This window comes from Streptomyces sp. RPT161 (assembly GCF_027533845.1).
GTDB classification, from domain to species: domain Bacteria; phylum Actinomycetota; class Actinomycetes; order Streptomycetales; family Streptomycetaceae; genus Streptantibioticus_A; species Streptantibioticus_A silvisoli_A.
On sequence record NZ_JAPZVN010000035.1, the window covers coordinates 1 to 22619 of the forward strand.

Below are 22619 nucleotides of genomic sequence, written 5' to 3' on the forward strand. Positions count from 1 at the left end.
TTGCGCCGTTCGGCGAGCAAAGACGGAACCGATGGCATACCAAGCGAAATCGCGGCCATGTGCTGTGCATCCCCAGGGTTCGGATGTGCGGGCGTGGTTCGAGTCCCGGTGTGGGCGGGCTCGGCTTCCGAGGTTACGGCACGGCGGAGAAGCCGGGCACATCCGCCAGGACCGCGCGCGAACATGGCACCGGCCGGACACCCATGATGCCCGGCCGGTTCGCGCTTCGTTAGCGTTTGATCGATATCAGGTGATCTTGACCGGATTGACGACATCCGCGATCAGAACCAGCACGGTGAATGACAGGAAGAGACCGGCCACCACATAGGCCACCGGCATCATCTTCGCCACGTCGAACGGACCCGGGTCCGGCCGGTTGAACACCCTGGCCAGGTTCCGCTTCAGCGCCTCCCACAGCGCCCCCGCGATGTGGCCGCCGTCCAGCGGCAGCAGCGGAAGCATGTTGAACAGGAACAGCGACAGGTTGAACCCGGCGACCAGCATCAGCATGGTCGCCACCCGCTGCTCCGGCGGGATGTTCAGCGAGAAGACGTCGCCGCCGACCCGGGCCGCGCCGACCACGCCCATGGGCGAGTCGGGCTGCCGCGGCGCACCGTCGAAGGCCGCCCGCCACAGGCCGGGGATCCGCTCCGGCAGGTCCACCAGCGACCGGGTGGCGGTGGTCACCATGTCGCCCATCCGGCTCACCGAGTCGCCGAACGACTGCTTGACGATGCCCTGGGCCGGGGTGAAGCCGAGGAACCCGGCGGTCACGTACTGGCCGTCGACGTAGCCGCCGTGCCCGTCGGTCTTGGCCACCTGGTTCTTTATCAGGTCGGCGTGGAGTTCCACGCTCTGCCCGCCGCGCTGCACCGTGATCACGGCCGGGCCGGTGGTCTGGCGGATGTCGCCCTGCAACGTGGCCCAGTCCCTGATCGGCCGGCCGTTGAAGGCGGTGATCCGGTCGCCCGCCTTCAGCCCGGCCTTCTTCGCCGGCGAGGCCGGGTCATCGGTGGCGCAGGTGGCCTTGCCCTTGCTGGCCGCGGACTGCGAGATGACGCAGTCGGAGACCGTACTGACCGTCGTGGTCTGGGAGTTGATGCCGAAGCCCATCAGCACGCCGAGGAACAGCGCGACCGCGAGGACCAGGTTCATGAACGGACCGGCGAACATCACGATCACGCGCTTCCACGGCTTGCGCGTGTAGAACAGCCGGGTCTCGTCGCCGGGCTGCAACTCCTCGAAGGCCGCGGAGCGCGCGTCCTCGATCATGCCGCGCCACGGGGAGCTGGAGCGGGCCACGATCTTGCCGTCCTCGCCGGGCGGGAACATCCCGATCATGCGGATGTAGCCGCCCAGCGGGACGGCCTTGATCCCGTACTCGGTCTCACCCTTCTTGCGGGAGAAGATCGTCGGGCCGAAGCCCACCATGTACTGCGGCACCCGGATGCCGAACATCTTTGCCGTGGTCAGATGGCCCAGCTCGTGCCAGGCAATGGAGATCAGCAGGCCGACGGCGAACACGACTATGCCGAGGACCGTCATCGCTGTCGTCATACACGGACCTCCGCTGTCGCCTTCGCTGCCAGTTCACGGGCGCGGGCTCGTGCCCACGCCTCCGCTCCCAGGACGTCCGCCACGGTGAGGGAAGTTCCCGAGGCGGGCGTGCCGTGCTCCTCGACGACCTCGGCGACGGTGTCCACGATCCCGGTGAACGGCAGCCGCCCGGCGAGGAAGGCGTCGACGCACTCCTCGTTGGCCGCGTTGAACACCGCGGGTACGGTGCCCCCGAGGCTACCCACTCGACGGGCCAGCGCCACCGAAGGGAACGCCTCGTCGTCCAGGGGTGAGAACTCCCAGTTCATCACCTTGGACCAGTCGAACGCGGGTGCGGCGTCCGGCACCCGGTGCGGCCAGCCGAGGCCCAGCGCGATGGGCGCCCGCATGTCCGGCGGGCTCGCCTGGGCCAGCGTGGAGCCGTCGGTGAATTCCACCATCGAGTGGATGTACGACTGCGGATGGACCACGACCTCGATCCGGTCGAACGGGATGTCGTACAGCAGGTGCGCCTCGATGACCTCCAGGCCTTTGTTGACCAGGGTGGCCGAGTTGATGGTGATGACCGGTCCCATGGCCCAGGTGGGGTGCGCCAGCGCGTCGCCCGGGGTGACTCCGGCCAGTTCCGCCCTGGTCCGGCCGCGGAACGGGCCGCCGGAGGCGGTGACGATCAGCTTGCGCACCTCGCGGCGGGTGCCGCCCAGCAGGGCCTGGAACAGCGCCGAGTGCTCGGAGTCCACCGGCACGATCTGCCCGGGCCTGGCCAGCGCCTTCACCAGCGGCCCGCCGACGATCAGCGACTCCTTGTTGGCCAGCACCAGCACCCGGCCCGCCGCCAGGGCGGCCAGCGTCGGGGCCAGGCCGATGGAGCCGGTGATGCCGTTCAGCACCGAGTGGCACTCCGTCCGCGCCAGCTCGCAGGCCGCGTCGGGACCCGCGAGGATCTCCGGCTGGGCCTCGCCCGGCGCGTAGAGCGCGGACAGCGCCTCGCGCAGCGCGGGCACCGCCGCCTCGTCGGCCACCGCCACCGCGCGGACCCGCAGGGTGTGCGCCTGCTCGGCGAGCAGTTGGACCCGCCCGCCAGCGGCGGACAGGGCGACCACCCGGAAGCGTTCGGGGTTGCGCAGCACCACGTCGATCGCCTGGGTGCCGATCGATCCGGTCGACCCGAGGATGACGACGTCACGCGGGGCGCCGGGGCTGCCGGTGTCCGGCTGGTAGAGCACGTGGGGATCGGCGAGGGGTGCGGGACTCTCGGTCATGCCCCCATTGTGGCCGCATCCCCTGGCGGTTCCGACAGGGGATGCGGCGGGGCGGTGCCGGGGTCCGGGATGGGCCGCTCAGCGGATCGGCCGGTGGACGTTGTCCTTGGTGGAGGGTCCGGGCGTGGCGTCCGCGATCCACGGGCCGTCGTCCGACGGGTCCACGATGCCGTCCTCCAGCCAGGTGTAGGCACCGCTCATGATGCCCTTGACCAGTCGGCGGTCGATGGTGTCGGTGTTGGTCCACAGCCGGTCGAAGTACTCCTCGATCCGGATCCGGGCCTGGCGGCAGAAGACGTCGGCGAGCTGGTACGCCTCCCTGCCGTGCTCGTCGCGCGCCCTGAGCATCTCGGCCCGTACGCAGGCCGCGCTCATAGCGAACAGCTCCGCGCCGATGTCGACCACCCGGCCCAGGAAGCCCTGCTTGGTCTCCATCCGGCCCTGCCAGCGGGACATCGCGTAGAAGGTTGACCGGGCCAGTCGGCGCGCCGAGCGTTCGACGTAGCGCAGGTGGACCGCCAGGTCGGCGTGGCCCGAGGGGTGGAACTCCCCGTAGGCCGCCGGGAGTTGACCGGGCCCGGCGATCAGCTTGGGCAGCCAGCGGGCGTAGAAGCCGCCCGCCTTCGCCCCGGCCTTCGCCTTCTGTGACAGGGACTTGTCCGGGTCGATGAGGTCGCCCGCCACCGACAGGTGGGCGTCCACCGCCTCGCGGGCGATGAGCAGATGCATGATCTCGGTGGAGCCCTCGAAGATCCGGTTGATCCGCAGGTCGCGCAGCATCTGCTCGGCGGGCACCGCGCGTTCGCCCCGGGCGGCGAGCGACTCCGCGGTCTCGAAACCGCGTCCACCGCGGATCTGCACCAGCTCGTCGGCCATCCGCCAGGCCATCTCGCTGCCGTAGAGCTTGGCCAGCGCGGCCTCGATACGGATGTCGTTGCGGTCCTCGTCGGCCATCTGGCTGGACAGGTCGAGCACGGCCTCCAGGGCGAAGCTGGTCGCCGCGATGAACGCCATCTTGGAGCCGACCGCCTCGTGCTCGGCGATCGACTTGCCCCACTGCACCCGGGCCGCCGACCACTCGCGGGCGATCTTCAGACACCACTTCCCAGCGCCCGCGCAGGCGGCGGGCAGCGAGAGGCGCCCGGTGTTGAGGGTGGTCAGCGCGATCTTCAGGCCCGCGCCCTCGGGGCCGATGCGGTTGGCGGCGGGCACCCGCACCTGGTGGAAGCGGGTCACGCCGTTCTCAAGGCCGCGCAGGCCCATGAACGCGTTGCGGTTCTCCACGGTGACGCCGGGGCTGTCCGCCTCGACCACGAAGGCCGTGATGCCGCCCTTGTGCCCCTCCGACTTCGGCACCCGGGCCATGACCACCAGCAGGTCGGCGACCACGCCGTTGGTGGTCCACAGCTTCACGCCGTCCAGCACGTAGTCGTCCCCGTCCGGCACCGCGACGGTGGCCAGCCGGGCCGGGTCGGAGCCGACGTCCGGCTCGGTCAGCAGGAACGCGGAGATGTCGGTGCGGGCGCAGCGCGGCAGGAAGGCGTCCTTCTGCTCCTTGGTGCCGAACAGCTTCAGCGGCTGCGGTACGCCGATCGACTGGTGCGCGGACAGCAGCGCCCCTATGGCCGGGCTGGCCGTACCGGTCAGCGCGAGGGCCTTGTTGTAGTAGACCTGGCTGAGGCCGAGGCCGCCGTAGGCGACGTCGATCTTCATGCCGAGGGCGCCGAGTTGTTTGAGCCCGTCGATGACCTCGTCGGGAATCCGCGCCTCGCGCTCGATGCGGGCGCCGTCGACCTTCGTCTCCAGGAAGTCCTTGAGCTTGGCCAGGAACTCCTCTCCCCGCTCGATGTCATCCGCCGGCCCGGTGGGGTGGGGGTGGATGAGGTCGAGCCGGAACCGGCCGAGGAACAGCTCCTTGGCGAAGCTGGGCTTGCGCCAGTCCTGCTCCCGGGCCGCCTCGGCTACCTGCCGGGCTTCGCGCTCGGAGACTTGGCGTGGGGCGGATGGTGCGGTCATGAGGGGCTCACCTCGCCGCGAATCGATGAGTGCGGTCACGGCCGGTCACCGGCCGATTGCTACTGATGCGTATACCCACTCCATGGGAACAGCACCAGCCCCCGCGCACAACCCGGGCGGCTGCCATTTCGAGCTCGTTCTGCGCCGGGAGCTTGACCCGGTGTCGACGACGGGTACGCCCTTTGGCTCACTCGCGGCCCGGAACCGTGGCCGGACTCCTCCGCGGCGTGTTCGCGCGGGAAACCGGCCGAGGGATGGGCAGCGGGCGCTCCCGCACAGAGCGCCCGCTGCCCGGGGAGGGTGGCTTACAGGTCCAGGCTGGTGAGGACCAGAACGCGTTCGTACGTGTAGTCGGCCATCGCGTAGGCGACGCCCTCGCGGCCGGTGCCGGAGGCCTTGACGCCGCCGTACGGCATCTGGTCGGCGCGGTACGAGGGCGCGTCACCGATGATCACGCCGCCGACCTCCAGCTCGCGGTGGGCGCGGAAGGCCGTCTGCACGTCGTGCGTGAACACCCCTGCCTGGAGGCCGAACTTGGAGTCGTTCACCGCGGCGAACGCCTCGTCGGTGCCGTTCACCCGGTGCAGGCTGAGCACCGGGCCGAACACCTCGGCGGTGGCCAGGATGGCCTCGGCGGGCAGGTCCGCCAGCACGGTCGGGGCGTACGAGGCGCCGTCCCGTACCCCGCCGGTGACCAGCTTGGCTCCCTTGGCCGTCGCGTCCGCGACCCAGGACTCCACCCGCCGGGCGGCGTCCTCACTGACCAGGGGCCCGACATCGGTGGCGTCGTCCGCCGGGTCGCCGGTGACCTGGGCCTCGACCTTGGCGACGACCTTCTCCACCAGCCGGTCGTAGACGGAGGCGTCGGCGATCACCCGCTGCACCGAGATGCACGACTGGCCCGCCTGGTAGTTGGCGAACGTGGCGATCCGGGTGGCCGCCCACTCCAGGTCGGCGTCCGAGGAGTAGTCGCCGAGCACCACGGCCGCCGCGTTGCCGCCGAGTTCCAGGGTGACGTGCTTGTGCGGCACCGACTGCTGGATCTGGAAGCCGACCGTGTCCGAGCCGGTGAACGAGATCACCGGCAGCCGCTCGTCCTGTACGAGGGCGGGCATCCGGTCGTTGGCCACCGGCAGCACGCTCCACGAACCGGCCGGAAGCTCGGTCTCCGCGAGCAACTCGCCCAGCAGCAGCGCGGACAGCGGGGTGGCCGGGGCGGGCTTGACGATGATCGGCGCGCCGACGGCGATGGCCGGGGCGACCTTGTGCGCCACCAGGTTCAGCGGGAAGTTGAACGGCGCGATGCCCAGCACCGTGCCGCGCGGGAAGCGGCGGGTCAGCGCGAGCCGACCGACACCGCCCTGGTCGGTGTCCAGCCGCTGTGCCTCACCGCTGTTGAAGCGGCGGGCCTCCTCGGCGGCCCAGCGGAAGACCGAGACCGCGCGGCCGACCTCGCCGCGCGCCCACTTGATCGGCTTGCCGTTCTCGGCGGTGATCAGCCGGGCGATCTCCTCGGCGCGCTCGGCGAGCCGCTTGGCGACATGGTCCAGGGCCGCGCTGCGGACGTGGGCGGGGGTGGCCGCGAACTCGGCGGCCACCGAATCGGCGGCCTCGATCGCCTCTTCCACCTGGGCGTCGGTGGGGACGCTCACCGTGCCGACGACGGCGCCGTCCCAGGGGTGGGTGACATCGAAGGTGTCCTCGCCGGTGGCCTGGCGCCCGGCGATCCAGAACGGGGTGGCAGTGGGGGTGGTCATGCGAACACGGTAGGGCGGGGTGGGCGGGATCGCGGTTGTCCGTGCGGGAGTACGACGGCGGCCTTGTGCGCCTATTTGGCGTACGTCGGCGTTTCTTCGGCTCCCATGGGCGTACCCCGGGACAGGCCGGGGTCCGGTTGTGCCCACCCGTTCCGCAGCTCAGCCGCCGGACTTCAGGGCCAGCCAGAGTTCCATGCGGACGTCGGGGTCGTCGAGCGAGCGGCCCAGGATCTCCTCGACCCGCCGCATCCGGTAGCGCAGGGTGTGCCGGTGCACCCCGAGGTCGGCCGCCGCGGCGTCCCACTGGCCGTGCCGGGACAGCCAGGCGCGCAGCGACCGGACCAGATCGCCCCGCGAGGTGGCGTCGTGGTCGTACAGCGGGCGCAGCAGCCCCTCGGCGAACGCCCGGACCGCTTCGTCGCCGAGTAGCGGAAGAATCGATCCGGCACCGACCTCGCCATGCTCCACCAGCGCCCGCCCCCTGCGCTGTGCCACCGCCAGCGCCCGCTCCGCCTGGTCCCCCGCCGCGGGCACCGCGTCAGCCGGCACCGCCGCCGAGAGACCAGCGGCCAACTCCTCCGCGGCCCCCACGAGTTCGGCCCCCGCCGCCAGCACCGCTCCCCCGTCGGCGGCCAGCACGGTCAGCCGCGGCCCGTCCAGCGAGGCGAGCAGCGGCTCTGCCGCCCGCGCCGCGGCGGCCTCCACCCGGTCGGCCAGCAGCGCCAACGCGGCCTGCGGATCGTCCCGCTCGGCCCGGTCCTGCCGCTGCGCGGGCTCCACGGCCAGCAACCGCACCGGCCGGTCAAGCAGCGTGCCGTAGCGGCGGCCCGCGACGGTACGTGCATGGTCGCACTCGCCCGCCAGCAGCATCCGTAGCAGCGCCGCGCCGAACCGCCGCTCGGCGTCCTGCAAGGTGCGGGACTGCTCCAGGGAGAGGGTGAGCAGTGCGACCGCCGCCTGCACCACATAGCGGTCCGAGGTGTCCAGCCGCTCGGCGGTGCCCACCGCCAGGAAGCCGCGCGGGCGCCGCCCGGTGCCCAGCGACTGGATCTCCACCCGGTCGTCCGCACCGCCGGGGCCCGCCACCGCGGCGCTGGCCGGGGCGGGCCGTGCCCGCAGCCGCTCGATCTCGCCGCCCAGCCGGGCGGCCCGTCGCCCGGCCCAGTCCGGCGAGGCGGCGATCACCGCGCCGGACGCGTCGTACAGCGCCGCCCAGCCGTTGAGATGCGCGGCCAGCCGGGACAGCAGTGCGCCGGTGCCGGCCGGGGCGAGGGCGGCCCGGGTCAGCTCGCGCTGCGCCTCCAGGCTGGTGGTGACCGCCTTGTACTGGTCGGCCGCGATCGCCGCCGAGACCGCCTTGCTGATCGCGATGAACGGGGTCGGGCGGGGCACCCGCAGCAGCGGCAGTCCACGCTCCTCCGCCGCGCTGACCAGCGCTTCCGGCACGGTGTCATGGCCGAGCCCCACGCCGAAGCCGAGGCCCACCACTTCGGCGTCGGCCAGCCGGTACACGTACTCGCGCAGGGCTTCGGCGTCGCTGCCGAGCTTCAGCCCGGTGGTGAGCAGCAGTTCGCCGCCCTCCAGGTACGGGGTGGGGTCGTCCAGTTCGCTGGTGTGCACCCAGCGCACGGGGGCGTCCAACCGGTCGCCTCCGGCCAGGACGGTCAGCTTGAGCGCGGAGGCGCGCACGAGGGAGGCGAGGGTGGGTGGCATGGCGCTACCGATTCTGCCTCACCCGTCCGCGTTGGCTCACCCCCAGAGGTTGACCAGCACCGGCGGCGAGCTGTCGCCGCCGACCGAGGTCAGCGAGGCCACCGCGTGGCCGGGCGGTACCTGGTTGGCCAGGTCGGAGGCGGACCAGCGTTCCCGCTCCACCCGACGCACGGTGACCGACTCGGTGGTCACCGCCTCCCCGGTGAACAGCCGCCGGATGCCGCGCACCGTGCGCTTGACGATCCCGCCGGAGAAGTCGGGGGTGCGGGTCACATCGCTCTCCTCGACCCACGTGGTGCCCCACGCCTCGGCGAACCGCTTGCCGTCCCAGGTGTTCAGCCCGGACAGTGCGACCTTGCACCCGGTCGCTCCCAGCAGCGCGGAGCGCAGCGCCTCGGGCACGTCGTCCAGCCCGCGCAGCGCGAGCACCGCGCCCGCGTGCGCCGAACGCAGCCGCTGCAGCCCGCGCACCGCCTCGGTGGTGACGGCGTGCGCGGCGTCGTCCAACACCAGGCAGGCGAACAGCGAACGGTCGGTACGAGCGGTGGCGGCGGCGATGAACTGGGCCAGCAGCAGCCGGGTGAGCATCCGGGACGCCTCGGCGTGCCCGCGTTCCGGCAGGTCGATGCGCACCCGCAGCGGGTGCTCCAGCGAGTGCAGCGCGAACGGCCGGGTGCGGCCGGTGACGTCGAAGAACCCGGCGAAGGCGGGCCGGTCGAGCAGCGCCACCCGGTCGGCGAGCAGGCCGCCGATGTCGCCGGGGCGGCCCGACTGCCGTTCCCTGGCGGCGAGTTCACGCGCCCAGGCGTGCTCGCCCGCCTCGTCCAGCGCCTCGCGCAGCACGGCCAGCGCGGCGGCGTTGCCGTCCAGCAGCTCGCGCAGCTCGGGGACGGAGGGGAAGCGGCCGTGGGCGGCGCGGTAGGGGCCGAGGAGCTGGCCGAGCGCGGTCGCCGCCCGCCGCGGGTCGGCCTCCGGCCCCTCGAAGCCGTCCAGCAGGGCCGCGGCGAGGATGCCCGCCGCCTCGTCGGGGTCGGTGGTGCCGCCGTACAGGTCCAGGTCGTACCCGGACGCCGGGTCGCCGATCGCGATCACCACGTCGAAGGCGTCGGCCGGGCCGAGGTCGGCGCCCGTCGCGCCGACCGCCACCACGGCCGCGGTTCCGGCCAGCGCCTGCAGGCACAGCGACTCGACCGCCGGCCGCACCACCCGGTGGGTCTTGCCGGAGCCGGGCGGCCCGACGACCAGCAAGGAGGTGCCCAGCAGCGCCGGATCGAGCGCGACGCCCACTCCCCGGTAGCGGTAGGGGTTGCGCTGTGCGTCGACCGCCGTGCCGATGCGCACCTGGCCGGTGTACAGGTCGTGTCGGGCCGCCCGGGCGGGCAGGTCGCGCGCGCCGGAGGGGTGCACACAGGCGGCGGCGCCGTGCCGCAGCACCGCGTCGGTGTAGGCGTTCAGCCGTGCGGAGTCGGCCTGCGCGGACCGCCAGGCACGGTGCAGGCGCACGTAGTCGACGTCGTTCAGCCGCCCCTCGCGGGTCTCCGCGGCCAGCCGCTCGGCCACCGCGGGCTGCCCGGCCTCCCGCAACTGCGGCCATCCCACGGGGTCCACGTCGGGCTCGGGCACCGCGACGGCTTCGGGCGCGCCGGGTCGGGCGAGCGGGGTGAGCACAAAGCGGCGGAGGACCTCCATCCAGTTCCCGAGGCGGCCACAGACGGCGAGCAGGAGGGCGCTGCAGACGACGTAGTAGATGTGCGCCGTCACATCGAGCGCGACGTTCTGGTCCCCCGGCCGCTGCTGGCGCCAGGCATCGGGGGTGATCCAAAGGTAGGGCCACAGCCAGACCTTGATGTAGAGGTTGGCGCACAGCGACCACACCAGCGCCCCGCACAGCGCCGACAGCAGCGCGCCGCCGAGCAGCTTCCGGTTGGGCACCCGCTGGGGCTCCTCCGGTGGCCGGGGGACGTGCCCGAAGGCGTAGATGCCCGGTGCGTCGGCGTGCCGAGGGGTACGCAGCCACGTCTCCACCGGGTTGGTGGGCGGCGCCTGCGGCATGGGCGGCGGGGTGGCCGGTCGTGGGACGGAGGGCACCGCAGGGGCGGTCTCGCGGTAGCCGTGCGTGCCGTCGATGTCCATGTATCGCTGTCCCTCGCCCTGACCAGCCGACCGTTGCGGTGTGCTCGATGTCGCCCGCGCACTCGTTCGCACGAGTCACGGACCCATGCGTACAAGTGACGTGTCGCTCAATGTAGTGGAGGCGGTACGCCAGGCCGAGTGGCCGACTGGCCGTCGCGTCGAAGAGGCATGGGCGACTGCTACCGAACGGCGTATGCGGAGCCCGGGTGGACGGGCTTAGCCTGCGAGAAAAGACCGTGATCGCAAGGAGTTAGCCCCCATGACCGAACTGTCCGGCGGCCCCGCCCTGCCCCAGGAGCGTCGTCTCGTCACCCCGATTCCCGGTCCGAAGTCCCAGGAGCTGCTGGCCCGCAAGACCGCGACGGTCGCGAACGGCGTGGGCACGACGCTGCCGGTGTTCGTCACCCGGGCGGGCGGTGGCGTCCTGGAGGACGTGGACGGCAACTCGCTGATCGACTTCGGCTCCGGCATCGCGGTCACCTCGGTGGGCAACAGCGCCGAGGCCGTGGTGCGGCGCGCCACCGAGCAGCTGGCCGCCTTCACCCACACCTGTTTCATGGTGACGCCGTACGAGGGGTATGTGGAGGTCTGCGAGCAGCTCGCCGAGCTGACCCCGGGCGACCACGAGAAGAAGTCGGCGCTGTTCAACTCCGGTGCCGAGGCGGTGGAGAACGCGGTGAAGATCGCCCGCGCCTACACCGGGCGCCAGGCGGTCGTGGTCTTCGACCACGGCTACCACGGCCGTACCAACCTCACCATGGCGCTGACCGCCAAGAACATGCCGTACAAGCACGGCTTCGGCCCGTTCGCGCCGGAGGTCTACCGGGTGCCGCTGGCCTACCCGTTCCGCTGGCTGACCGGTGCGGAGAACTGCGCCGAGCAGGCCGCCGCCCAGGCGATCGACCAGATCACCAAGCAGGTGGGCGCGGAGAACGTGGCCGCGATCGTGATCGAGCCGATCGCCGGTGAGGGCGGCTTCATCGAGCCCGCCAAGGGCTTCCTGCCGCGGATCGCCCAGTTCGCCAGGGACAACGGCATCGTCTTCGTGGCGGACGAGATCCAGACCGGGTTCTGCCGCACCGGCCAGTGGTTCGCGTGCGAGGACGAGGGCGTCGTCCCGGACCTGATCACCACGGCGAAGGGCATCGCGGGCGGTCTGCCGCTGGCCGCGGTCACCGGCCGCGCGGAGATCATGGACGCGGCGCACGCGGGCGGCCTCGGCGGCACCTACGGCGGCAACCCGGTGGCCTGCGCGGCGGCGCTCGGCTCGATCGAGACCATGCGCGAGCTGGACCTGAACGCCAAGGCCAAGCGGATCGAGGAGGTCATGAAGGGCCGACTGGCCGCGCTCGCCGAGAAGTTCGACATCATCGGCGACGTCCGCGGCCGTGGCGCGATGATCGCCATCGAGCTGGTCAAGTCGGGCACCCGGGAGGGGGCGAAGACCCCGAACCCGGAGGCGACCGCCGCCGTCGCCAAGGCCTGCCACGCCGAGGGCCTGGTGGTCTTGACCTGTGGAACCTACGGCAACGTGCTGCGGTTCCTGCCGCCGCTGGTCATCGGCGAGGACCTGCTCACCGAGGGCCTGGACATCATCGAGCGGGCGTTCGGCACGCTCTGATCAGCGCGAACCCGGCTTTGGCCGGTGCGTCGGGGCGGCGGTCCCGGGGTGTTGTGCACCCAGGTGAAGAACCTGTGCGGGCCTGATGTAGGGAACGGTGACACCGCTGACTGCCGCCTCCTGTGTGACGTACGGTCGTGCCAGATGAAAGAACCACCCCGCCCGCGGGAGACCGCGGGCGACATCCCGTCGACGACTCCCCATCGTCGATACGGCAGTGCCCTCGCGCACGAAACCGCCGGTGCCGCAAGCTCCGGCAATCCTCGCCGATCGGTCGGCCGCTCGTCCCAAACCCCCCGGGACCAGCGGTCCGGCGATCGTCCCGACCGCCCCGGAACTCTCCCCCCTGTTCCGGGGCGGTCAACTGTTGCCAGCTCCGTCTGCACGGTGCTGTTCGCCCTGCTGACCTGGCAGGTCGCGGTCCACGGGGCGCTGTACCGGTGGGACGTACGGGTCGACGCGGCCGCGTTGCGGGCCGCCTCGCGGCATCAACCGGTGCGGCCCGCGGCCCAGTTCCTGGCCGACCTGGGCGACGTGGGGGTCGCGGTTCCGGTGCTTGTGGCGGCCCTGGGATACGTCGCCTGGCGGCACCGTCGGGCGGGCGCGCCGCGCTGGTGGCTGCCGTCCGCCGTCGGCGCGCTGGCGATGGCGGTGACCGCGCCACTGGTCGTACCGGTGAAGGATCTCGTCTCCCGCCCGGCGCCGGGCACCACCCAACTCGTCGCCCACTCCGGGTACTTCCCGTCCGGGCACGCCGCGACGGCGGCGATGGCGTACGGGCTGGCCGTGCTGGTGCTGCTGCGGTTCGTCCAACGCGGCGCGGCACGGCGGCTGTTGGTGCTCGCCGCCGTGCTGCTGAACCTCGCGGTGGGCGCCGCGCTGGTGTGGCGCGGCTACCACTGGCCGCTGGACGTGGCGGCCAGTTGGTGCCTGAGCGGGGTGCTGCTGTCGCTTGCGCGCCTTACGAGTTGGTGGGGAAACCCAGGTTGATCCCGCCGTGGGGACGGGTCCAGCCAGCGCTGGGTTACCGCCTTGCCGCGGGTGAAGAAGTGGACGCCGTCCTGGCCGTACGCGTGGGTGTCGCCGAACAGGCTGTTCTTCCAGCCGCCGAAGGAGTAGTACGCGACCGGCACCGGGATCGGCACGTTGATGCCGACCATGCCGACCTCGACCTCGTGCTGGAACCGGCGGGCGGCGCCGCCGTCGTTGGTGAACAGCGCGGTCCCGTTGCCGTACGGGTTGGCGTTGATCAGTTCCAGTCCCTCGTCGTACGAGGAGACCCGGACCACCGACAGCACCGGGCCGAAGATCTCGTCGTTGTAGACGGACATGCCGGGCTTGACGTGGTCGAAGAGGGTCGGTCCGAGCCAGAAGCCTTCGGCCGTGTCGTCTCCGGAGACCGGGTGCTTGCGGCCGTCGACCGCGAGCGTGGCGCCGTCCGCCAACCCGGCGTCCAGGTAGGAGGTCACCTTGTCCCGGTGCGCGCCGGTGACCAGCGGGCCCATCTCGGAGTCGGCGTTGCAGCCGGGGCCGACCTTGAGGGTGGCCATCCGCTCCTTGATCCTCGCCACCAGGTCGTCACCGACCGGGTCGACGGTCACCAGCACGGAGACGGCCATGCAGCGCTCGCCGGCGGCGCCGAAACCGGCGTTGACGGCGGCGTCGGCGGCCAGGTCCAGGTCGGCGTCCGGCAGCACCAGCATGTGGTTCTTGGCGCCGCCGAGGGCCTGTACCCGCTTGCCGTACCGGGTGCCGGTCTCGTACACGTAGCGGGCGATCGGGGTGGAGCCGACGAAGGAGACGGCCTTGATGTCGGGGTGCTCCAGCAGCCGGTCGACGGCGACCTTGTCGCCGTGCACCACGTTGAAGACACCGTCGGGCAGTCCGGCCCGCTGCCACAGCCGGGCGAGGAAGTCGGCGGCCGACGGGTCCTTCTCGGACGGCTTGACCACCACGGTGTTGCCCGCCGCGATGGCGATGGGGAAGAACCACATCGGCACCATCGCCGGGAAGTTGAACGGCGAGATGATCGCGACCGGGCCGAGCGGCTGGCGGATCGAGTACACGTCGATGCCGGTGGACGCCTGCTCGGTGAAGCCGCCCTTGAGCAACTGCGGGATGCCGCAGGCGTATTCGACGACCTCAAGACCGCGGGCGATCTCGCCGAGCGCGTCCGAGTGCACCTTGCCGTGCTCCGCGACGATGATCGAGGCGAGTTCGTCGCGCTCGGCGTTCAGCAGCTCGCGGAAGGCGAACAGCACCTGGGCGCGCTTGGCGACCGAGGTGTGCCGCCACTCGCGGAACGCGGCGGCCGCCGCGCCCACCGCCTGGTCGACCTCGGCGATGGTCGCGAAGTCCACCTGGCCGGTGACCCGCCCGGTGGCCGGGTCGTACACGTCGCCCCGCCGTTCGGTGGGCCCGGTCCATTCCTGTCCGGCGATCCAGTGCGTGATGTGCTTGGTGGTCACGGCAGACCTTCCTCTTGACCGTTTGTCGATCGAGCCGCTCGGAGCCTGCTGCCAGTGTGGCGAGGCGCCACCGCCCGCCACAACCACCAGCATGTCGGCGCATCCGCCATCCGCTTTACAGTCCGTCGGCGGCGATCCGGGCCGCCGCCTCGTGCATGACGGTCTCCAGCACCACCGGGTCGGTCAGGGTGCCCGCCCCGTCCGGCGGCACCAGCCAGCGCACCCCGCCGCTGGCCCGGCCCGGGTAGGGGACGACGATCCAGCTGCCGAGCCCTGCCGCCCGTACCCCGGTGCCCACCCAGCGGGCGGCCGTACCGGCCGGGACGAAGAATCCGGTCCTGCGGTCCTCGAAGTCGCCGAGCACCGGTCCCGGCCGGTCGACGCACCGGCCCAGCACGTCGAGCGTGGGACAGCCCAGCTCACCGCCGACGATCAGCACGTCCCAGAGCCTTCCGGCGGGCAGCAGCGTCACCCCCAGCGGGTTGCGCTCCCACTCCCACCGGCAGGCCTCCGGGTCCGGCGCCACCGACACCAGCCACTCCACCGCGGTCTTCGCCGCGCCGCCCATCTCATCCCTCCGTTTCCCCGGCCGCGGCCGGATGTCCCCGTCATGGATGAGAGGGGGCGACCGGTGCGGCATTACGCGGGTTGAGGAGGGATTTTCCAGTCAGTCGAGTACCGGCGCGGAACCCCGCTCCGGGCGGTCTTGACCTCGGGGGTTTCCGTTGGTCCGGCATCGCCGCGACGGCGCGCGAACACGACGGCGCGGCCCGGCGGTGCCGAAGGCCCGCCGGGCGGGCGCCCGTCGGTCCGGCGCTAGCTGTCGAAGCCCAGGCCGACCTTGTCCATGGCCTTGAGCCACAGGTTGCGGCGGCCGCCGTTGCGGTCGGCGCGGGCCAGGGACCTACGGGTCAGCTCGATCCCCGCCCAGGCGAACGGTTCCGGCGGGAACGGCAGCGGCTTGCTGCGCACCATCTCCAGTTCGGTGCGCTCGGTGCGCTCCCCCGCCAGCAGGTCGAGCATCACCTCCGCGCCGAACCGGGTGGCGCCCACCCCGAGGCCGGTGTAGCCGAGCGCGTAGCCGACCCGGCCGCCGTGCGTGGTGCCGTAGAACGCGGAGAAACGCGAGCAGGTGTCGATGGCACCGCCCCACGTATGAGTGAACCGCAAGCCCTCCAACTGCGGGAAGCAGGTGAAGAACTGGGCGGCGAGTTTACGGAAGGTCTCCGGTCGCTGGTCGTGCTCCGCGGCCACCCGCCCGCCGAACTTGTAGATGGCGTCGTAACCGCCCCACAGGATGCGGTTGTCGGCGGTGAGCCGGAAGTAGTGGAACTGGTTGGCTCCGTCGCCGAGTCCCTGCCGCCGCTTCCAGCCGATCGACGCCAACTGGCCTTCGGTCAGCGGCTCGGTGACCATCGCGTAGTCGTACACCGGCACCACGAACGACCGCAGCCGCTTGACCAGTGACGGGAACACCCCGGAGGCGAGCGCCACCCGGCGGGCGAACACCCGGCCGTAGCCGGTGCGTACCGCCATGCCACCGCCGTTGGGGGTCATCGCGGTGGCCCGGGTGTGCTCGTGGATCCGCACCCCCAGCGACTCGCAGGCGCGCTTGAGTCCCCAGGCCAGCTTCGCCGGGTGCAGCATCGCGACGCCGTCGCGGTCCCACAGCCCGCCGACGAAGGTCGGCGAGTCGACCTCGGCGCGCATCGCGTCCCGGTCGAGCATTTCGAGTTCGACGCCGAGCCCGGCGGCCTCCTGCGCCAACTCGTGCAACTCGTCGAGCTGGTACGGCTCGGTGGCCACGTCGATCTCGCCGGTGCGCTCGAAGTCGCAGTCGATGTCGTGGCGGGCGATGGCCGCCTCGATCTCGTCGAGGTTGCGGGCGCCGAGCTGTTGCAGCTTGTCCAGTTCCCCGGGCCAGCGCTCAAGGCCGTTGCCGATCCCGTGGGTCAACGAGGCGGCGCAGAAGCCCCCGTTGCGGCCGGTGGCCGCCCAGCCGACCTCGTGGCCCTCGATCAGCACCACCTCGCGCGAGGGGTCGCGCTCCTTGGCGATCAGTGCGGTCCACAGTCCCGAGTAGCCTCCACCGACCACCAGCAGATCGCAGTGCTCGTCCCCGACCAGCGCGGGGTTGGCCCGCGGCCTGCCGGGGTCCTCCAGCCAGAACGGTGTGGGCTGCGCGTCAGCGAGCGAATGGGCAGGGTCCATGCGGTATCACTGCTTTCCAGTGCTTCACGGATTATCCGAACCGGTCAGCGACGGGCGGTCCTCGCCCGGCCGACGATCTGCGAGAGCGCGATGACGGCCATCGTGCCCAGCAGCATCAGTGAACCGATGACATCGATCTGGGCCGGGTAGGCACGCTGCACCGAGCCCCAGATGTACATCGGGAAGGTTTCCAGGTTGCCCGCGGTGAAGACGGTGATGATGTAGTCGTCCACCGACAGGGCGAAGGCCAGCAACGCGGCGGCGGCGATGCCGGGCGCGACCAGCGGCAGGGTGACGTGGCGGAAGGTCTGCGCGGGGGTGGCGTACAGGTCCTGGGCGGCCCGCTCCAGGGTCGGGTCCATTCCGGCCAGCCGGGACTTGACGGTGACCACCACGTAGCTGACGCAGAACATGACGTGCGCGATGGTGATGGTCCAGAAGCCGAGGGCGCCGGGGCCGACGGTGTTGAAGAACAGCGCGGCGAGGGTGGCGCCCATGACCACCTCGGGGGCGGCCATCGGCAGGAACAGCAGGGCGTTGACGCCGGAGCGGGCCCGGAAGCGGTAGCGCACCATGGCGAAGGCGATCATCGTGCCGAGCACCGTGGCCACGATGGTGGCGACCACGCCGATCTGCAGCGAGAGCCCGATGCTGTGGCACATCTCGCTGTTGGCGCACGGGTGGCGCCAGGCGTCCAGGGAGAACTCGTTCCAGACGTAGTCGAACCTGCCCACCGGCTTGTTGAACGACATCCACAGGATGACCGCGTTGGGCAGCAGCATGAACACGAACACCACGATGGTGACGGCCAGCAGGGTGTGCTCGCGGAGCCAGGCCAGCGGGGAGCGGCGCCTCGGCTTCGGCGCCGGGGTGGCGGCGGTGGTGCTGGCCGCGGACGGGGCAGTAGCGGTGCTCATCAGATCAGGTCCTCCGTCCCGGCCTTGCGGATGTAGCTCATCACCAGGACCAGCGTGCCGACCATCATCACGACCGAGATCGCGGAACCGACCGGGTAGCCCTGGGTGTTGCGAAGGAACAGGTCCTCGATCTTCTGGCCGACGACGCCGGTGTTGGGGTTGCCGAGGAGCTGGGCGTTGATGTAGTCGCCGACGGCGGGGATGAAGGTCAGCAGGGTGCCGCCGATGACGCCGGGCATGGACAGCGGCAGGGTGACCCGGCGCCAGGTGGTGAAGGTGTTGCAGTACAGGTCGTGTCCGGCCTCGTGCAGCCGGGGGTCGATCTTCTCCAGCGAGGTGTACAGCGGGAGGATGGTGAACGGCAGGAAGTTGTAGACCATGCCGCACACCACGGCGGCCGGGCTGGCCAGTACGTGGTCGCCGACGGTCCAGCCGAGCGCGGTGGTGACCTTGAGCAGGTGCAGGTCGCTGAGCAGCCGTACCAGCGGGCTGTTGTCGGCGAGGATGGTCTTCCAGGCGATCGTGCGGATCAGGAAGCTGGTGAACGAGGGCACGATCACCAACGCCATCAACAGGCTTTTCCACCTGCCGCCCTTGAAGGCGATGAAGTAGGCGACCGGGTAGCCGAGCAGCAGGCACACCACGGTGCACAGCACCGAGTAGATCCCCGAATGCAGGTACTGCGGGCCGTACTTGGTGATGGCGTCGGCGTAGTTGGCCCAGTGCCAGGTGAGTTTGAAGCCGTCGTCGTAGTCGCCCTGCTGCACCGAGGCCGACACCGAGGTGAGGATCGGCACCAGGAAGAAGACGACCAGCCACAGCAGTCCTGGCAGCAGCAGGATCCACGGCGTCAGGTTCCGTCGCGGCCTGCGCTCGTCGGGCGGCGGGCCAACGGGCCTGCCGGCGGCGGGAGTCGGGGCGACAGCGGTCACGCCCGCCTGTCGCCCGCCACCGGCCTCGAGGGAGGAGCTGCGCTCCACGGTCATGCCGCGTCCTCCTCCACGTCCGCGCCCGCCTCGATGTCCTGGCCGCCTTCCAGGCCGAAGCCCTGGCCGGGGTCCCAGAAGACGGTCACCTCGGCGCCGGGGCGCTGGATCTGCCGTCCGGTGTTCTGCTCGAAGACCGCCAGTTCCTCGCCGGACGGCAGCTTGACCAGGTACTGGGTGGACACACCGATGAACGAGGTGTCCAGCACGACCCCGCCCGCCAACGTGTTGTGGCCCACCGGGACCTCCTCGTCCGACGTGGCGATCTGCACCTTCTCCGGCCGCACGCCCAGGATCACCGGCCCGGAGCTGACCGGGCAGCGCGCCGCGTCCACGGTGAGCCGCTGACCGTGGGCGCTGATGGTGGCGATGCCGCCGGTGACGCCCTCGACGGTGCCGGGTATCAGGTTGGACTGGCCGAGGAAGTTGGCCACGAAGGTGGTGCGCGGGTTCTCGTACAGCTGCGCTGGGGAGCCCATCTGCTCGATGCGGCCCGCGTTCATCACCGCGATGGTGTCGGCCATCGTCATGGCCTCCTCCTGGTCGTGGGTGACGTGTACGAACGTCAGGCCCACCTCCAGCTGGATCCGCTTGAGCTCGATCTGCATCTGGCGGCGCAGCTTGAGGTCGAGGGCGCCCAGCGGTTCGTCCAGCAGCAGCACCCGCGGCTGGTTGATCAGGGCGCGGGCCAGCGCGATGCGCTGCTGCTGGCCGCCGGAGAGCTGGTTGGGCTTGCGCTTGGCGACATGGCCGAGCTCCACCAGGTCCAGCATCTCCTCGACGGGCTTCCTGATGTCCTTCAGGCCGCGGCGGCGCAGGCCGAAGGCGACGTTCTCGTAGATGTCCAGGTGCGGGAAGAGCGCGTAGTTCTGGAAGACGGTGTTGACCGGCCGCCGGTACGGTTTGCGGTCCGTCACGTCCTGGTCGCCGAGGAAGATCTGGCCGATGGTGGGCTCCTCGAGTCCGGAGACCATGCGCAGCGTGGTGGTCTTGCCGCATCCGGAGGCGCCGAGCAGCGCGAAGAACGATCCCTGCGGAACCGTCAGGTTGAGGTCGTCCACGGCGGTGAACGAGCCGTAGCGCTTGGTCAGCCCGACCAGGCGCAGGTCGCCGCCCTCGGTGCGGCCGAGCACGTCGTTGGAGCTCATCAGGGGTCTTCTCCGATCCGTGAACGGTCTCGTTGTCAGCGGTCGACGTACCGTCTACTGGCCGGTGACCTGCTGGAAGCGGTTGGTGTAGTCGTTCAGCTGGGCGATGCTGAGAGCCATGAAGCCGCGCGCCTTGTCCTGCATCGCTTTCGTGGGCACGATCAGCGGGACGGCCGCGGCGGTGGAGTCGAGCTTGCGCAGCTCGTCCTCGGCACCGCGCACCGAGGGGATGTAGTCGATGAAGTCATCGAGCGCCGCGGCGACCTGGGGCTGCAGGTAGTAGTTGAGCAGCTTCTCGGCGTTGGCCTTGTGCCGGGCGAAGTTGGGGATGACGCAGTTGTCGGACCAGGAGAGCATGCCTTCCTTCGGCAGGTCGAGGGTGACCAGGTTGGGCTTGCCCAACTGGGCCACGTCGCCGGAGTAGGCCATGGTCACCGCGGTGTTGCCCTGCTGGAAGTCGCTCAGATAGTCGTTGCCGGTGAAGGATCGTATCTGCCCGCGGTCCTTGGCGCGGCGTACGTACTCCAGCGCCTGGTTGAACTGGGCGTCGGTGAAGTGCTCCGGGTCGTGGCCCTGGGCGAGCAGGGCGATCGCCACGGTGTCCTCCATCTCGCTGAACAGCGAGACCTTGCCGTGCAGGTCGGGCCGGGTGAAGACCTCGGCGAGCGAGGTGATCGGCTGCTTCACCAGGTTGGTGTTGTACGCGAAGGTGGTGTAGCCGTACGCCCACGGGATGCTGAAGCGGCGGCCGGGGTCGGTGGGGTCCTTGAGCACTCGCGGCAGCAGCAGGGAGTGGTTGGGGATGTTCGACAGGTCCAGTTCCTGGATGTAGTCGTAGGTGCGGTACTTCCCCACCATGTAGTCGCTGACGACCATCAGGTCGTAGCCGGTGTCGATCCCCTTGACCAGCGACGGGTCGATCTTGGTGTACCAGTCGTTGTTGTCGTTGATCACCTCCAGGTACTGGACCTGGATGCCGGTCTGCTTCTCGAACGCGTCCAGCGTGGGCCGCCGGTTGGCGTTCTTGGGGTCGACGTCGATGTAGGACGGCCAGGTGGCGAACACGACCTTCTTCTCGGCCGCCGAGTAGTCCTTGCCGGCCTGCCCCTTCTCCCGCGCACCGGCCGGTACGACATGGCCCTGCACCCCGCAGGCGGTGAGCGCCGCGGCACCGGTGAGGGCCAGTCCGCCGGTGGCGGCGGCGCGCAGCAGGGTGCGGCGGCTGAGCCGGGTGGTGGTGGAACGGGTTCGGGTGCGGTTGACGTACTGAGCGAGCTCGGTTGGGCTGGGGTTCGTCACGCGTCACCTGTCCCCGAAGATCGTGCGGTGCCAGTCTTTTCTCGCCACCGCCGTATTGTCGAACATGACGTGCTTGACCTGCGTGTACTCCTCGAAGGAGTAGGCGGACATGTCCTTGCCGAAGCCGGAGGACTTGTAGCCGCCGTGCGGCATCTCGCTGATGATGGGGATGTGGTCGTTGACCCAGACGCAGCCCGCCTTGATCTCGCGGGTGGCGCGGTGGGCCCGGAACACATCACGGGTCCAGGCGGACGCGGCCAGTCCGTACGGGGTGTCGTTGGCCAGCCGCAGCCCCTCGTCGTCGCCGTCGAACGGCAGCACCACCAGTACCGGGCCGAAGATCTCCGCCTGGACGATCTCGCTGTCCTGCGGGGCGCCGGTGATCAGGGTGGGCCGGTAGAAGGCGCCCCTCGAATCCGGCGCCGCACCGCCGGTGACGACGGTGGCGTAGTCGCGGGCGCGCTCCACGAAGCCCGCGACGCGGTCCCGTTGGGCGTGGCTGACCAGCGGCCCGAGGTCGGTCGCGGGGTCGAAGGGGTCGCCCAGCCGCACACCCTCGAACAGTTCGGCTACGGCGGCCACGAAGGCGTGGTAGAGCGGCCGTTGCACATAGGCGCGGGTCGCCGCGGTGCAGTCCTGGCCGGTGTTGATCAGCGCGCCCGCGACCGCGCCGTGCGCCGCGGCCTCCAGGTCAGCGTCGTCGAAGACCACGAAGGGCGCCTTGCCGCCGAGTTCGAGGTGGAGCCGCTTGACGGTACGGGTGGCGAGTTCGGCGACCCGCCGGCCGACGGCGGTGGAGCCGGTGAACGAGGTCATCGCCACCTCGGGGTGGCCGACCAGGTGCTCGCCGGCGTCCCGTCCCGCGCCGGTGACGATGTTGACCACGCCGTCGGGTATGCCCGCGTCGGTCGCCGCCTGGGCGAACATCAGCGAGGTGAGCGGGGTGAGTTCGGCGGGCTTGAGCACGATGGTGTTGCCTGCGGCGATGGCGGGCAGCACCTTCCAGGCCGCCATCTGGAGCGGGTAGTTCCAGGGCGCGATGGAGCCGACCACGCCGATCGGCTCGCGCCGGACGTACGAGGTGTGGTCCCCGGAGTACTCCCCCGCCGCCCTGCCCTCCAGATGGCGGGCGGCACCGGCGAAGAAAGCGGTGTTGTCGACCGTGCCCGGTACGTCGAACTCGGTGGACAGCCTGATGGGCTTGCCGCACTGGACCGACTCGGCCAGTGCGAGGTCGGCGGCGCGCTCGGACAGCGCGGCGGCGAAGCCGTGCAGGGCGTCGGAGCGTTCGCCCGGTGTGGCGCCGGCCCATCCGGGCAGCGCCTCGGCGGCGGCGGTCACGGCGGCGTCCACGTCAGCGGCGCCCGCCAGCTCGTAGGTACAGACGGTCTCGCCGGTGGCCGGGTCGACCACCGGGTGCGAGCGGCCTGAGGAGCCGGAGCGCAGACGTCCCGCGATGTACTGGGCCTGCCCGCCGAAACCTTCCGCCAGGGCGAGCGCGGCTTCGCGGCCGTGGTCCCTGTGGTCCATC

Annotated in this window: 15 protein-coding genes and 1 pseudogene; 2 read left to right on the plus strand and 14 right to left on the minus strand. The window is 71.1% G+C overall.

Translation table 11 applies throughout. The features are described from left to right. Positions 1-246: 246 nt before the first annotated feature. The 6 genes from O5O46_RS33760 to O5O46_RS33785 all read right to left on the minus strand — a co-directional run bounded on the left by O5O46_RS33760 (position 247) and on the right by O5O46_RS33785 (position 10438). The gene (locus O5O46_RS33760) at positions 247-1557 is read right to left on the minus strand and encodes a M50 family metallopeptidase (protein ID WP_269859494.1); all 1311 of its coding nucleotides are present in this window, start codon (positions 1555-1557) and stop codon (positions 247-249) included. Beyond that, positions 1554-2819: a 1-deoxy-D-xylulose-5-phosphate reductoisomerase gene (dxr, locus tag O5O46_RS33765; protein ID WP_269859495.1), complete on the minus strand. Its 1266-nt coding sequence runs from the start codon at positions 2817-2819 to the stop codon at positions 1554-1556. The genes O5O46_RS33760 and dxr overlap by 4 nt, the downstream gene beginning before the upstream one ends. A 78-nt stretch (positions 2820-2897) precedes the next feature. Further along, positions 2898-4835, minus strand: a complete 1938-nt coding sequence (locus O5O46_RS33770) for an acyl-CoA dehydrogenase family protein (protein ID WP_269859496.1) — start codon at positions 4833-4835, stop codon at positions 2898-2900. 305 nt (positions 4836-5140) lie between these two features. After that, positions 5141-6592, minus strand: a complete 1452-nt coding sequence (locus tag O5O46_RS33775) for an aldehyde dehydrogenase family protein (RefSeq protein WP_269859497.1) — start codon at positions 6590-6592, stop codon at positions 5141-5143. Positions 6593-6751: 159 nt separating this feature from the next. Beyond that, positions 6752-8305, minus strand: a complete 1554-nt coding sequence (locus O5O46_RS33780; RefSeq protein ID WP_269859498.1) for a PucR family transcriptional regulator — start codon at positions 8303-8305, stop codon at positions 6752-6754. Positions 8306-8341: 36 nt separating this feature from the next. Then, positions 8342-10438, minus strand: a complete 2097-nt coding sequence (locus O5O46_RS33785) for an ATP-binding protein (protein WP_269859499.1) — start codon at positions 10436-10438, stop codon at positions 8342-8344. A 259-nt stretch (positions 10439-10697) separates the two neighbouring features. Here O5O46_RS33785 and gabT point away from each other — a divergent pair, with 259 nt between their 5' ends. Both gabT and O5O46_RS33795 read left to right on the plus strand, forming a co-directional pair. Next, positions 10698-12059 (plus strand): 4-aminobutyrate--2-oxoglutarate transaminase, encoded by a 1362-nt coding sequence (gabT, locus tag O5O46_RS33790; protein ID WP_269859500.1) that lies wholly within the window; start codon positions 10698-10700, stop codon positions 12057-12059. Between the two features lie 387 nt (positions 12060-12446). Beyond that, entirely contained in the window at positions 12447-13049 is a 603-nt protein-coding gene (locus O5O46_RS33795) for a phosphatase PAP2 family protein (protein ID WP_269859501.1), read from the plus strand. Here O5O46_RS33795 and O5O46_RS33800 read toward each other — a convergent pair. The 8 genes and pseudogenes from O5O46_RS33800 to O5O46_RS33835 form a co-directional block, all read right to left on the minus strand. Continuing rightward, positions 13021-14527, minus strand: a pseudogene (locus tag O5O46_RS33800) (CoA-acylating methylmalonate-semialdehyde dehydrogenase). The gene O5O46_RS33795 and the pseudogene O5O46_RS33800 sit on opposite strands and share 29 nt — an antisense overlap. Positions 14528-14642: 115 nt before the next feature. After that, positions 14643-15095 (minus strand): hypothetical protein, encoded by a 453-nt coding sequence (locus tag O5O46_RS33805; protein WP_269859502.1) that lies wholly within the window; start codon positions 15093-15095, stop codon positions 14643-14645. A 248-nt stretch (positions 15096-15343) separates the two neighbouring features. Continuing rightward, a complete protein-coding gene (locus O5O46_RS33810) occupies positions 15344-16738 on the minus strand; it encodes an NAD(P)/FAD-dependent oxidoreductase (protein ID WP_269859503.1) in 1395 nt (464 codons plus the stop codon). A gap of 44 nt (positions 16739-16782) precedes the next feature. After that, entirely contained in the window at positions 16783-17655 is an 873-nt protein-coding gene (locus O5O46_RS33815; RefSeq protein ID WP_443072694.1) for an ABC transporter permease, read from the minus strand. Further along, complete coding sequence (locus O5O46_RS33820; RefSeq protein ID WP_443072696.1) at positions 17655-18587, minus strand: ABC transporter permease; 933 nt, start codon at positions 18585-18587, stop codon at positions 17655-17657. Before O5O46_RS33820 ends, O5O46_RS33815 begins: the two co-directional genes overlap by 1 nt. Positions 18588-18637: 50 nt before the next feature. Continuing rightward, positions 18638-19789 (minus strand): ABC transporter ATP-binding protein, encoded by a 1152-nt coding sequence (locus tag O5O46_RS33825; protein ID WP_269859505.1) that lies wholly within the window; start codon positions 19787-19789, stop codon positions 18638-18640. Positions 19790-19843: 54 nt separating this feature from the next. Continuing rightward, complete coding sequence (locus tag O5O46_RS33830) at positions 19844-21088, minus strand: ABC transporter substrate-binding protein (protein WP_269859506.1); 1245 nt, start codon at positions 21086-21088, stop codon at positions 19844-19846. 3 nt (positions 21089-21091) lie between these two features. Further along, positions 21092-22618 carry a gamma-aminobutyraldehyde dehydrogenase gene (locus tag O5O46_RS33835; RefSeq protein ID WP_269859507.1) on the minus strand — a complete coding sequence of 509 codons (1527 nt, stop codon included), beginning with the start codon at positions 22616-22618 and terminating at the stop codon, positions 21092-21094. Between the last annotated feature and the right edge of the window lies 1 nt (position 22619).

Excerpts from the sequence above, each read along its gene's own strand:
- O5O46_RS33760 (WP_269859494.1), bottom strand. The coding sequence starts at position 1,557 with ATGACGACAGCGATGACGGTCCTCGGCATAGTCGTGTTCGCCGTCGGC.
- dxr (WP_269859495.1), bottom strand. The coding sequence starts at position 2,819 with ATGACCGAGAGTCCCGCACCCCTCGCCGATCCCCACGTGCTCTACCAG.
- O5O46_RS33770 (WP_269859496.1), bottom strand. The coding sequence starts at position 4,835 with ATGACCGCACCATCCGCCCCACGCCAAGTCTCCGAGCGCGAAGCCCGG.
- O5O46_RS33775 (WP_269859497.1), bottom strand. The coding sequence starts at position 6,592 with ATGACCACCCCCACTGCCACCCCGTTCTGGATCGCCGGGCGCCAGGCC.
- O5O46_RS33780 (WP_269859498.1), bottom strand. The coding sequence starts at position 8,305 with ATGCCACCCACCCTCGCCTCCCTCGTGCGCGCCTCCGCGCTCAAGCTG.
- O5O46_RS33785 (WP_269859499.1), bottom strand. The coding sequence starts at position 10,438 with ATGGACATCGACGGCACGCACGGCTACCGCGAGACCGCCCCTGCGGTG.
- gabT (WP_269859500.1), top strand. The coding sequence starts at position 10,698 with ATGACCGAACTGTCCGGCGGCCCCGCCCTGCCCCAGGAGCGTCGTCTC.
- O5O46_RS33805 (WP_269859502.1), bottom strand. The coding sequence starts at position 15,095 with ATGGGCGGCGCGGCGAAGACCGCGGTGGAGTGGCTGGTGTCGGTGGCG.
- O5O46_RS33810 (WP_269859503.1), bottom strand. The coding sequence starts at position 16,738 with ATGGACCCTGCCCATTCGCTCGCTGACGCGCAGCCCACACCGTTCTGG.
- O5O46_RS33815 (WP_443072694.1), bottom strand. The coding sequence starts at position 17,655 with ATGAGCACCGCTACTGCCCCGTCCGCGGCCAGCACCACCGCCGCCACC.
- O5O46_RS33825 (WP_269859505.1), bottom strand. The coding sequence starts at position 19,789 with ATGAGCTCCAACGACGTGCTCGGCCGCACCGAGGGCGGCGACCTGCGC.
- O5O46_RS33835 (WP_269859507.1), bottom strand. The coding sequence starts at position 22,618 with ATGGACCACAGGGACCACGGCCGCGAAGCCGCGCTCGCCCTGGCGGAA.